At 73.0% G+C, this 10,580-nt stretch carries 12 protein-coding genes and 3 tRNA genes; 10 read left to right on the top strand and 5 right to left on the bottom strand.

Annotation, left to right across the window (positions count from 1 at the left end; translation table 11 throughout):
- Positions 1–28: 28 nt before the first annotated feature.
- Positions 29–712 (bottom strand): RdgB/HAM1 family non-canonical purine NTP pyrophosphatase, encoded by a 684-nt coding sequence (rdgB, locus tag ACFT55_RS15700; protein ID WP_380244771.1) that lies wholly within the window; start codon positions 710–712, stop codon positions 29–31.
- Between the two features lie 2 nt (positions 713–714).
- On the bottom strand, positions 715–1,470 hold the full coding sequence (gene rph, locus ACFT55_RS15695) for a ribonuclease PH (protein WP_380244770.1): 756 nt from the start codon (positions 1,468–1,470) through the stop codon (positions 715–717).
- 75 nt (positions 1,471–1,545) lie between these two features.
- Between rph and ACFT55_RS15690 the strand changes: the two genes are divergently transcribed.
- On the top strand, positions 1,546–3,204 hold the full coding sequence (locus ACFT55_RS15690; protein WP_380244769.1) for an ATP-binding cassette domain-containing protein: 1,659 nt from the start codon (positions 1,546–1,548) through the stop codon (positions 3,202–3,204).
- On the opposite strand, the gene ACFT55_RS15685 is transcribed toward ACFT55_RS15690, so the two are convergent.
- Positions 3,197–3,769: an NUDIX hydrolase family protein gene (locus ACFT55_RS15685; protein WP_380244768.1), complete on the bottom strand. Its 573-nt coding sequence runs from the start codon at positions 3,767–3,769 to the stop codon at positions 3,197–3,199. The two genes, ACFT55_RS15690 and ACFT55_RS15685, sit on opposite strands and share 8 nt — an antisense overlap.
- Positions 3,770–3,912: 143 nt before the next feature.
- Here ACFT55_RS15685 and trxA point away from each other — a divergent pair, with 143 nt between their 5' ends.
- On the top strand, positions 3,913–4,290 hold the full coding sequence (gene trxA, locus ACFT55_RS15680) for a thioredoxin (protein WP_380244767.1): 378 nt from the start codon (positions 3,913–3,915) through the stop codon (positions 4,288–4,290).
- 72 nt (positions 4,291–4,362) lie between these two features.
- Here trxA and ACFT55_RS15675 read toward each other — a convergent pair.
- Positions 4,363–4,444 (bottom strand) — tRNA-Leu (locus ACFT55_RS15675).
- 22 nt (positions 4,445–4,466) lie between these two features.
- A complete protein-coding gene (locus tag ACFT55_RS15670) occupies positions 4,467–4,973 on the bottom strand; it encodes a peroxiredoxin (protein WP_380244766.1) in 507 nt (168 codons plus the stop codon).
- A 114-nt stretch (positions 4,974–5,087) separates the two neighbouring features.
- On the opposite strand from ACFT55_RS15670, the gene ACFT55_RS15665 reads away from it, so the two are divergent.
- The 8 genes from ACFT55_RS15665 (at position 5,088) to ACFT55_RS15630 (ending at position 10,524) form a co-directional block, all read left to right on the top strand.
- Complete coding sequence (locus tag ACFT55_RS15665; protein WP_380244773.1) at positions 5,088–5,384, top strand: GroES family chaperonin; 297 nt, start codon at positions 5,088–5,090, stop codon at positions 5,382–5,384.
- A 12-nt stretch (positions 5,385–5,396) separates the two neighbouring features.
- Entirely contained in the window at positions 5,397–6,605 is a 1,209-nt protein-coding gene (locus ACFT55_RS15660; RefSeq protein ID WP_380244765.1) for an acyl-CoA dehydrogenase family protein, read from the top strand.
- Positions 6,606–6,708: 103 nt separating this feature from the next.
- Positions 6,709–6,784 (top strand) — tRNA-Lys (locus ACFT55_RS15655).
- 78 nt (positions 6,785–6,862) lie between these two features.
- Positions 6,863–6,935, top strand: a tRNA-Lys gene (locus tag ACFT55_RS15650).
- 136 nt (positions 6,936–7,071) lie between these two features.
- Entirely contained in the window at positions 7,072–7,476 is a 405-nt protein-coding gene (locus tag ACFT55_RS15645; RefSeq protein WP_380244764.1) for a pilus assembly protein CpaE, read from the top strand.
- A gap of 72 nt (positions 7,477–7,548) precedes the next feature.
- Positions 7,549–8,373 carry a tRNA (guanosine(46)-N7)-methyltransferase TrmB gene (gene trmB / locus ACFT55_RS15640; RefSeq protein WP_380244763.1) on the top strand — a complete coding sequence of 275 codons (825 nt, stop codon included), beginning with the start codon at positions 7,549–7,551 and terminating at the stop codon, positions 8,371–8,373.
- A 145-nt stretch (positions 8,374–8,518) separates the two neighbouring features.
- On the top strand, positions 8,519–8,866 hold the full coding sequence (locus ACFT55_RS15635) for a DUF485 domain-containing protein (protein ID WP_380244762.1): 348 nt from the start codon (positions 8,519–8,521) through the stop codon (positions 8,864–8,866).
- A 5-nt stretch (positions 8,867–8,871) separates the two neighbouring features.
- Positions 8,872–10,524: a cation acetate symporter gene (locus ACFT55_RS15630; RefSeq protein ID WP_380244772.1), complete on the top strand. Its 1,653-nt coding sequence runs from the start codon at positions 8,872–8,874 to the stop codon at positions 10,522–10,524.
- Positions 10,525–10,580: the final 56 nt, after the last annotated feature.

Raw genomic sequence — 10,580 nt, 5'->3', positions numbered from 1 at the left:
ATTCTCGCCCTTTCCGTACCCACAACGCTCAGGAGGGGTTCAGAGCGTCGGCGACCGCCGGTGCCAGGGCCCGGAAGGCCTTGCCGCGGTGGCTGATCGCGTTCTTCTCGGCCGGCTCCAGCTCGGAGGACGTGCGCGTGCCGGGCGTCCCGTCGGCGGCCGGGGCCTGCTCGACGGGCACGTGGATCGGGTCGTAGCCGAAGCCGTTGTCGCCGCGCGGGGCGCGCACCAGCGTGCCGGGCATCTCGCCGAGGCACACCTCCTCGCGGCCGTCCGGCGTGACCAGGGCCGCGGCGCAGACGAACGCCGCTGCCCGGTGCTCGTCACGGACGTCGGCGAGCTGCGCCAGCAGCAGGTCGAGGTTCGCCTCGTCGTCGCCGTGCCTGCCCGACCAGCGGGCGGAGAAGATGCCGGGTGCGCCGCCCATGACGTCGACGCTGAGGCCGGAGTCGTCCGCGACGGCGGGCAGGCCGGTCGAGGCCGCGAGCGCGCGCGCCTTGATGAGCGCGTTCTCGACGAACGACACGCCGTCCTCGACGGGTTCCGGGGCGCCGAGGTCGCCCGCCGTCACCACCGCGTCGTCGGGCAGGGCGTCCAGGCCCGGCTGGGCGCGCAGGATGGCGCGCAGCTCGACCAGCTTCTTGCGGTTGTGCGTGGCCAGCACGAGACGGGCGCCGGCCGGGACCGTCACGCAGGTGGGCGCCTGGGACATCGTCACAGCTCCTGCGCCAGCGCCGCGCGCTGGATCTCGGTGAGGTCCGCGGTGCCGGCGACCGCGAGGTCGAGCAGGGCGTCGAGCTCGGCGCGGTCGAACGGCGCGTGCTCGGCGGTGCCCTGGACCTCGACGAACGCGCCGGACCCCGTCGTCACGACGTTCATGTCGGTCTGCGCCCGCACGTCCTCCACGTAGGGCAGGTCCAGCATCGGGGTGCCGTCGATGATGCCGACGCTCACGGCCGCGACCGAGTCGGTCAGCACCCGCTTGCCCCCGGTGACGTGCCCGTGCCGGGTGCCCCACGCGACCGCGTCGGCCAGCGCGACGTACGCACCCGTGATCGCCGCGGTCCGCGTGCCACCGTCGGCCTGGAGCACGTCGCAGTCGAGCACGATCGTGTTCTCGCCGAGGGCGGAGACGTCCACGACGGCGCGCAGCGCGCGGCCGATGAGGCGGGAGATCTCGTGGGTGCGGCCGCCGATCTTGCCCTTGACGGACTCGCGCTGGCTGCGGTCGTTCGTCGCGCGGGGGAGCATGGCGTACTCGGCGGTGACCCAGCCCTCGCCCGACCCCTTCTTCCAGCGCGGCACGCCCTCGGTGAACGACGCCGTGCACAGGACGCGCGTGCGGCCGAACTCCACCAGCACGGAGCCCTCGGCGTTCTCGGTCCACCCGCGCGTGATCGTGACGGGACGGAGCTGGTCGGGCGTGCGGCCGTCGGCGCGCAGGACGGCCTCGGAAGCGGGGGAAGTCATGCCGCCACCCTAGACGAGCCCCACCCGCGCCCCGCAGGGGCCGGAGCGTCCAGGACGCGCACGTAGGGTTGGCGGGTGCACCTCACCGCCACGGACCTCGCGTTCGCCTACCCCGGCCGTCCGGTGCTCGACGGAGTGAGCCTGCGCGTCTCGGACGGCACCCGGCTGGGCGTCGTGGGGGAGAACGGCTCCGGCAAGTCCACGCTGCTGCACCTGCTGGCCGGCGACCTGCGCCCCGGGCGCGGCGAGGTGCGCCGCAGGGGGAGCGTCGCGCTCGTGGAGCAGGAGCTGGCCGCGGCGGACGGCCAGACGGTCGGCGACCTGGTGCAGGGCACGCTCGCCGGGCTACGCGCCCTCGCCGCCGAGATCGAGAAGGAAGCCGCGGGCTTCGACCACGAGACCGGCGACCTGCGGCGGCTGTCGGGCCTGCTCGCCCGCGCCGAGCACCTGGCCGCCTGGGACGCCGACCGCCGCGTCGACGTCGCGCTCACCCGGCTGGACGCCGTGCGTGACCCGGACCGCCGCCTGGACACGCTCTCGGTCGGGCAGCGCTACCGGGTGCGCCTCGCCTGCCGGCTCGCCGAGCGCGCCGACCTGCTGCTGCTCGACGAGCCGACCAACCACCTCGACGACTCGGCGATCGAGTTCCTCACGGGCGAGCTGGTCGCCTGGCGTGGCGGCGTCGTCGTCGTGACGCACGACCGCGAGCTCCTCGACGACGTCGCCACCGCCATCCTCGACCTCGACCCGTCCATGGACGGCCGGCCCGTGCTGTACGGCCAACCGGGCTACCTCGCTTACCGGTTCGCGAAGAACCAGGCGCTGCACCGGTGGCGGCAGCGCTACCGGGCCGAGCAGGAGCGCGCCCGCGTGCTCGCCGAGCGGCTGGACACCTCCTACGAGGGGCTGTCCGACGAGTGGCGCCCCGAGAAGGGGTCGCAGAAGCACCGGCGTGCCACCCGGGCGCGCATGCACGTCAAGGCCGCGGACCGTCTGGTGCAGAAGCTCGAGGCCGAGGCCGTCGAGGTGCCCGTCCCGCCCGCGCGGCTCGCGTTCCCGGACCTGCCCGCCATGTCGCCCGGCTGGGACCCTGCCGACCCGATCGTCGAGGTCCGCTCGCCCCGGGTGGTCGCGGACGACGGCGGTGTCCGGCTCGACCTGCCCGGCACGCGCGTCGCCGTGCCGCCCTCCGGACGGCTGCTCGTCGTCGGGCCGAACGGAGCGGGCAAGTCGACGCTGCTCGCGGCGCTCGCGGGCCGCGTCGCGCTCGGGCGGGGGACACGGTCCGTGACCGCCGGCGCACGCCTCGGCGTCGTGACGCAGGAGACGGCGCTCGCGCCCGACCGCGCCGCCCCGGCGGGAGGCCCGGACGACGTCGGGCGCTCAGGCTTCGACGCGTACGCGGCCGAGGCGCTGGAGCTGCTGGGACGCGGCGAGCTGGACCCCGAGCACGTCGTGCCCGTGGCGGCGCTCGGGCTGCTCAGCGACGAGGACCTCGACCGTCCGCTCGCCGAGCTGTCCGCCGGGCAGCGGCGCCGGTTCGAGCTCGCGCGGGCGCTGCTGCACGCGCCGCACCTGCTGCTGCTCGACGAGCCCACCAACCACCTGTCGGTGGATCTGGTGGACGAGCTCACCCGGGCGCTGGTCGCCACCCCCGCGGCGGTGGTCGTCGCGACCCACGACCGTCGCATGCGGGCCGACCTCGCCGACTGGCCGGTGCTCGACCTCAGCTGAGGCGACCCGCCCAGGCCATCGCCTGCTTCACGATCGTGCCCTGGCCGTGGATCATCTCCGCCTGGACGGTGTCGCTGCACGCCTCCTCGGGCGTGAGCCACGCGAGGTCCAGCGCGTCCTGCTGCGGGCGGCAGTCGCCCGTCACGGGCACGACGTACGCCAGGGAGACCGCGTGCTGGCGCGGGTCGTGGTAGGGCGTGATGCCCGGCGTGGGGAAGTACTCGGCCACCGTGAAGGGCTGCGGCGACGCCGGCACCTGCGGCAGCGCGACCGGTCCGAGGTCCTTCTCGATGTGGCGCAGCAGCGCGTCGCGCACCCGCTCGTGGTAGAGCACGCGTCCCGAGACGAGCGCGCGGGTCATCGTACCCAGCGGCGTCACGCGCAGCAGCAGCCCGACGGCGACGACGTCGCCCGAGTCGTCCACGCGCACCGGCACCGCGTCGACGTAGACGAGGGGCAGCTGCGCGCGTACGGCCGCGAGGTCCTCCGGGGTGAGCCAGCCTGCGGGCTGCGGCTCGTCGCGGTAGAACTCGTCGTCACCAGGGAACTCGGCCGTGTCCGTCACAGGTCGTTTCTACCAGCCCGCACCCGGCTGTACCTCGTCGCGTGCCGTCGCCACCCCGGTCGCCGTGCGCCGGGACGGGTGCCCCGGGAATACTGGGGAGGGTCCTGGCGCTGTGCGCAGGAGACCCCTGAGGAAGGACACCCATGGCTACCGTCGAGCTGACCGACGACACTTTCGAGAAGACCGTCACCGAGAACGACATCGTGCTGGTCGACTTCTGGGCCGAGTGGTGCGGCCCGTGCAAGCAGTTCGGGCCCGTCTTCGAGGCGTCGTCCGAGGAGAACGCGGACGTCGTGCACGCCAAGCTCGACACCGAGGCGAACCAGCGCATCGCCGCCGCGGCGGGCGTGAGCGCCATCCCGACGCTGATGGCGTTCCGCGAGGGCGTCCTCGTCTTCAACCAGGCCGGTGCGCTGCCCGCGCCCGCGCTCAAGCAGGTCGTCGACGCCGTCAAGGGCCTCGACATGGACGAGGTGCGCGCCCAGATCGCTGCCGCGAACGACGGCGCTCCGCAGGCCTGACCGCCGCGACGCCGGCACCACGCACGACGGCCGCCCCGGGGACCCCCGGGGCGGCCGTCGGACTGTCAGCGGTGCGCGGAGCGGGACTCGAACCCGCACGTCCGAAGACACTGGTACCTAAAACCAGCGTGTCTGCCTGTTCCACCACCCGCGCATGCAGCGGCAGTCTATCGACGTCAGTCGAGGCCGAGGGTCTTGCGGACCCGGGCGACGTGCCCGGTGGCCTTGACGTTGTACTGCGCGACGGCGACGGTGCCGTCGGGGGCGACGACGACGGTCGAGCGGACCACGCCGACGTACGTCTTCCCGTAGTTCTTCTTCTCCCCCCAGGCGCCCCACGCCTCGAGCGCGGTGTGCTCGGTGTCGGCCAGCAGGGGGAACGTCAGGGCGTCCCGCTCGGCGAACGTGGCGAGCTTGTCCACGCCGTCGGGCGAGACGCCGACGACGCCGTACCCGGCGCCCTGCAGCGAGGCGAGCGAGTCGCGGAAGTCGCACGCCTCGGTGGTGCACCCGGGCGTCATGGCTGCGGGATAGAAGTACACGACCACGCCCTGTCGGCCGGGCTCGGCGAGCGCGGCGGCCAGCGAGAAGGTGCCGGTGGTGTGCCCGGTGCCCGACGGGTCGGGCAGGACGGCGGGCAGCTCGAGGGCGGGTGCGGCGTCGCCGACGGCGAGACGGGTCACGGGGGCTCCTTCGGGGGCGGGTCGGGGCGGGCTCGGCGTCGAGCCTAGACGCCCGGGTCGTCTAGCGTGGAGCCCGTGACCGACGCGCCCCGCACCACGCCGCTGCCCATCCGCATGCTGCACGACCGGCTGCTGGTGCAGCCGGAGGTGGACTCGTCCGAGCGGCAGTCGACGGCTGGCCTGGTCATCCCCGCGACCGCGTCCGGGCCCAAGCGCCTCGCCTGGGCCCTGGTGGTGGCGAAGGGCGAGCACGTGCGCCAGGTCGCCGTGGGCGACCGGGTGCTCTACGACCCGGAGGACCGCGCCGAGGTGGACCTCGGGGGCACGGACTACGTGCTGCTGCGCGAGCGTGACGTGCACGGCGTCACCGAGTCGGACGACGACGGCGGCGCCACGGGGCTCTACCTCTGACACAGTGGGCGCATGACCGGCGACGACGCCAGACCCGCAGAACCTGCCGACCTGCTCGCGCTCGACGACGACCTGAGCCCGGCGGAGCGTGAGACGCGCGACCGGGTGCGGGCGCTGGTCGACGAGCACGTCCGCCCGCACGTCGCGGGCTGGTTCGCCGACGGCGTGTTCCCGCTCGACCTGGTGCCGCGGCTCGCGGACGCGGGCCTGCTCGGCATGCACCTGCACGGGTACGGCTGCGCCGGGCGGTCGGCGGTCGAGTACGGGCTCGCCATGGCCGAGCTCGAGGCGGGCGACTCGGGGATCCGGACGTTCGTCTCCGTGCAGGGTTCGCTGGCGATGTCCGCGATCGCGAAGCACGGGTCGAGCGAGCAGCGGGAGCGATGGCTGCCCGGGATGGCGGCGGGTGAGCTGATCGGCTGCTTCGCGCTCACAGAGCCCACCGCCGGATCTGACCCGGCGGCGATGCGGACGACCGCGACGCGCGTGGGTGACGATTGGGTGCTCTCGGGCCGCAAGCGGTGGATCGGGCTGGCGTCGGTCGCGGACGTCGCCGTGGTGTGGGCGCGTGCCTCGGACCCGGACGACGAGGGCGGAGCGGGACCGCGCGTGCGGGGCTTCCTGGTCCCGACCTCGACACCGGGGTTCGTCGCGACGCCGATCGAGCCGAAGCTGTCGCTGCGGGCGTCCGTGCAGTGCGACGTCGTGCTCGACGACGTGCGCCTGCCGGCGGACGCGATCCTGCCGTGGCACCCCGGCCTGGCCGGGCCGTTCGCCTGCCTCGCCGAAGCGCGGTACGGCATCGCGTGGGGCGCGACGGGCGCCGCGCGCGACTGCCTGGAGGTCGCGCTGCGGCACGCGGGGGAGCGGGAGCAGTTCGGGCGGCCGCTGGCCTCCTTCCAGCTCACCCAGGCGAAGCTCGTGGACATGGCGCTCGAGGTTTCGCGCGCGCAGCTCCTCGCTCTCCGGCTCGGCCGGCTCAAGGACGCCGGCCGGCTCGAGCCGCACATGATCTCGGCGGGCAAGCTCGCCAACGTGCGCGCCGCGATCGAGGTCGCCCGGACCGCCCGCACCGTCCTCGGCGGTGACGGGATCACGCTGGAACACTCGCCGATGCGGCACGCCGCCAACCTCGAGTCGGTGCGCACGTACGAGGGCACCGACGAGGTGCACACGCTGATCCTGGGCCGGCACCTGACGGGGCTCCAGGCCTTCCGCTGAGGGTCCGATGGCCCGGCGTACGGCTGTCGCCGAGGTCACAGCCCTGACCGGGCGGGACGGTTTCCCGGCACGTGCCGACGGCTGGTAATGTTTCTCACCGCCGGCGCCATTAGCTCAATTGGCAGAGCAGCTGACTCTTAATCAGCGGGTTCGGGGTTCGAGTCCCTGATGGCGCACCAGCACGAGGTCCTCGCAGCGCGAGGGCCTCGTCGTGCGAGGACCGTCCGGGGCGCAAGCCGCGGGCGTCCTCTGGTCGCGCGCCATTAGCTCAATTGGCAGAGCAGCTGACTCTTAATCAGCGGGTTCGGGGTTCGAGTCCCTGATGGCGCACCGAAAGAAGGCCCCTGACCTGGCGAGGCGCCAGGCGGGGGCCTTCGTCGTCCCAGGAGAGCCCGGCGTCGTGCTGGGCTCGGCCGAGGCGGGCGGACGGCGCGCGCCGAGCCGCGATCGGGCGCACGATGTGTCGATGATCTCTCCCGATCTCGCGGCCCGGCTGCGCGACGCAGGCCTGATCTGGCATCCCGCCGACGGCGACCGGTTCCAGATCGACGCCCCCGAGCTGGCCGCCGACGTGTTCACCGTCAGCACGATGACGATCCAGGCCCACGAGTTCCCGACCGGCACCATCCTCGGGTTCAACGGCACCACCGAGTGGGCCCTCGACTCCGTGGCGATCGAGGACGCGCTCTGGCTGCCGCGCGAGGACCAGCTGCGCGACCTGCTGCGCTCGACGTTCCTCGGGCTGCGCCGGGCGGGGGAGAGGTACGAGGTCGACGTCGAGCTGCTCGGCGAGCGCCGGACCTTCGCGGACGACGATCCGGCCGAGGCGTACGGCACCGCGCTGCTCGCCCTCGTCGGCCTCAGCTCCTGACCTGAACTACTCGCCTGCCTCCTGGCCTGACCTCCTGGCCCTGGCCGGTCGCCGCCCGTCTACCCTGGAGCCGTGCCCGATCCTGTGACCTCCGAGCCGGCCGACCCCTCGACCGCCCCCTCGACCGCCCCCTCGACCGAGCCCGTCGACCCTCGCTACCGTCGCCAGCCGGTCAGCTTCGTCCGACGCAGCGCGCGGCTCACCGCCGCGCAGCGCAAGGCGTGGGACACGCGCCGTGACCGGTACCTCGTCGACGTGCCGCGTGACCTCGCGGTCACGTCGGTCGACCCAGGCTGGCGCCTCGAGCCCGCGCAGGTGTTCGGCCGCACGGCGCCGCTGGTGGTCGAGGTCGGCTCCGGCCAGGGCGAGGCGATCGTGGCGGCCGCGGCGGCGCACCCCGAGCGCGACCACCTGGCCGTCGAGGTCTACACCCCCGGACTGGCCCAGGCCATCGTGCGCGCCGGGCACGCCGGGGCCGACCCGGGCCGTGACGGCGGCGCCCCGGGGAACGAGCTCGGCAACCTGCGCCTCGTGCAGGCGAACGCCGCGGAGCTGCTCGCCACGGCGCTGCCCGCCGGCGCCGTCGACGAGCTGTGGGTGTTCTTCCCCGACCCGTGGCACAAGTCGCGCCACCAGAAGCGGCGCCTGGTCACCCCGGAGTTCGCCGCGCTCGCCGCCCGGGTGCTGCGCCCCGGCGGGGTGCTCCGCCTCGCCACCGACTGGGTCGAGTACGCGGACCAGATGGTCCAGGTGCTCGAGGCGAGCGAGGACTTCCGCAACGCGCACGGCGCGGGCGTGCGGGCGCCGCGGTTCGACGGCCGGGTGCTGACCAGCTTCGAGAAGAAGGGCACGACGGCCGGCCGCGTCGTTACAGACCTGGAGTACGTGCGCCGCTGACCGCGACGCGGCGGCTGCCGACTTCCCGACGCGCCGTTTTGTGGCTTGCGCCACATGCGCCGCCTCTAGCAGGGTGTGCCTCGCGAAACGTTCTCAACCGGGGCAGCGTGGCCCCGGGCCGATCGCATGAGCCAACGGAGGCATCATGAGCGACCTGTCCACGGCGGGGCCGCCACCGGGGGAGACCGAGTACCAACGGGTGCAGCGGTCCCAGGAGTTCCAGGGGCTGCGACGCGCGTTCCGGAACTTCGTGTTCCCGATGACGGCCCTGTTCCTCGTCTGGTACTTCGTCTACGTCCTGCTCGCGAACTACGCCCACGACTTCATGAGCATCCGGCTGGGCGGCAGCAACATCACGGTCGGCCTGCTCTTCGGGCTCGGCCAGTTCGTCTCCACCTTCGTCATCACGATGCTCTACGCCCGCTGGGCGAACCGGAAGTTCGACGCGCGGGCCGACGCGCTGCGCCGTGAGATCGAGGAGGGCGAGCTGTGAGCGGCATCCTGGCATCGACGGTCGCGGGAGCGTCCGGGACCCCCGTCGTCTCCGCGGCGGAGGCCACCGACGTCGGCAACCCCTGGGTGAACATCGGCATCTTCGCCGCTTTCGTGGTGGTGACGCTGGTCATCGTGTTCCGGGCGTCTCGGCAGAACAAGTCCGCGGCGGACTTCTACGCCGGCGGGCGCAACTTCACCGGCCCGCAGAACGGCACCGCGATCGCGGGCGACTACCTCTCCGCGGCGTCGTTCCTCGGTATCTGCGGCGCCATCGCGATCAACGGCTACGACGGCTTCCTCTACTCGATCGGCTTCCTCGTCGCCTGGCTCGTGGCCCTGCTGCTGGTCGCCGAGCTGTTGCGCAACACCGGCAAGTTCACGATGGCGGACGTCCTGTCGTTCCGCCTGCGCCAGCGCCCGGTCCGGATGGCGGCGGCGCTGGCCACGCTGCTCGTGGTCTTCTTCTACCTGCTCGCCCAGATGGCGGGCGCCGGCGGCCTCGTCGCCCTGCTGCTCGGCGTCGACAGCCGCGCCGGGCAGAGCCTCGTCATCGCCGTCGTCGGCGCGCTCATGATCCTCTACGTGCTGGTCGGCGGCATGAAGGGCACCACCTGGGTGCAGATCATCAAGGCGGTGCTGCTCATCGTGGGCGCCGCGGTGATGACGTTCTGGGTGCTGGCCAAGTTCGGCTTCAACCTCTCCGACGTGCTCGGCGGCGCCGTCGACGCGGCCGGCGAAGGAGGCCAGGCGCTGCTCGAGCCCGGCAAGCAGTACGGCCTGTCCGGCACCACCAAGCTGAGCTTCCTGTCTCTGGCGCTGGCCCTGGTGCTCGGCACCGCGGGCCTGCCCCACGTGCTCATGCGCTTCTACACGGTCCCCACCGCCAAGGAGGCGCGCCGCTCGGTGGTCTGGGCGATCTGGCTGATCGGGATCTTCTACCTGTTCACCCTGGTGCTCGGGTACGGCGCAGGCGCCCTGGTGGGTCCCGACGCGATCCTGAACGCGCCCGGCGGGGTGAACTCGGCAGCGCCGCTGCTGGCGTTCGCGCTCGGCGGCGAGATCCTGCTGGGCGTGATCTCGGCGGTCGCGTTCGCCACGATCCTCGCCGTCGTGGCCGGCCTGACGATCACGGCGGCGGCCAGCTTCTCGCACGACATCTACGCCAACGTCATCAAGAAGGGGCAGGTCAAGCCTGACTCCGAGGTGCGGATCGCGCGCTGGACGGTCGTCGTGATCGGCATCGTCGCGATCGTCGGCGGCGTGTTCGCCCAGAACCAGAACGTCGCGTTCCTCGTGGCGCTCGCGTTCGCGGTGGCGGCCTCGGCCAACCTGCCCACGATCGTGTTCTCCCTCTTCTGGAAGCGGTTCAACACCTCGGGCGCGCTGTGGAGCATCTACGGCGGGCTCGTCTCGTGCATCGTGCTCATCGTCCTGTCGCCCACGGTGTCGGGCGACGAGAAGGCGATGTTCCCGTCCGCCGACTTCGCCGTCTTCCCGCTCACGAACCCCGGCCTGGTGTCGATCCCGCTGGGCTTCCTGCTCGGGATCGTCGGCACCTTCCTGTCCAAGGAGAAGCCGCACCCGGAGAAGTTCGCCGAGATGGAGGTCCGCTCGCTCACGGGCGCCGGCGCCGAGAAGGCGGTCGCGAAGCACTGATCCCGGCACGACCGGCACGACCGGCACGACGAAGGGCCCCGAGAGATCTCGGGGCC

The sequence above is a fragment of the Isoptericola sp. NPDC057191 genome, assembly GCF_042670225.1.
GTDB lineage: Bacteria > Actinomycetota > Actinomycetes > Actinomycetales > Cellulomonadaceae > Isoptericola.
Note: the sequence above shows the minus strand (reverse complement) of the source record. Positions and strands in the feature narration are given on the sequence as shown.

What these genes read in the sequence shown, in the direction of transcription:
- ACFT55_RS15660 (WP_380244765.1), top strand. Translation starts at nt 5,397, where the DNA reads ATGACCGGCGACGACGCCAGACCCGCAGAACCTGCCGACCTGCTCGCG.
- rdgB (WP_380244771.1), bottom strand. Translation starts at nt 712, where the DNA reads ATGTCCCAGGCGCCCACCTGCGTGACGGTCCCGGCCGGCGCCCGTCTC.
- ACFT55_RS15645 (WP_380244764.1), top strand. Translation starts at nt 7,072, where the DNA reads ATGATCTCTCCCGATCTCGCGGCCCGGCTGCGCGACGCAGGCCTGATC.
- rph (WP_380244770.1), bottom strand. Translation starts at nt 1,470, where the DNA reads ATGACTTCCCCCGCTTCCGAGGCCGTCCTGCGCGCCGACGGCCGCACG.
- trxA (WP_380244767.1), top strand. Translation starts at nt 3,913, where the DNA reads ATGGCTACCGTCGAGCTGACCGACGACACTTTCGAGAAGACCGTCACC.
- ACFT55_RS15665 (WP_380244773.1), top strand. Translation starts at nt 5,088, where the DNA reads ATGCTGCACGACCGGCTGCTGGTGCAGCCGGAGGTGGACTCGTCCGAG.
- ACFT55_RS15635 (WP_380244762.1), top strand. Translation starts at nt 8,519, where the DNA reads ATGAGCGACCTGTCCACGGCGGGGCCGCCACCGGGGGAGACCGAGTAC.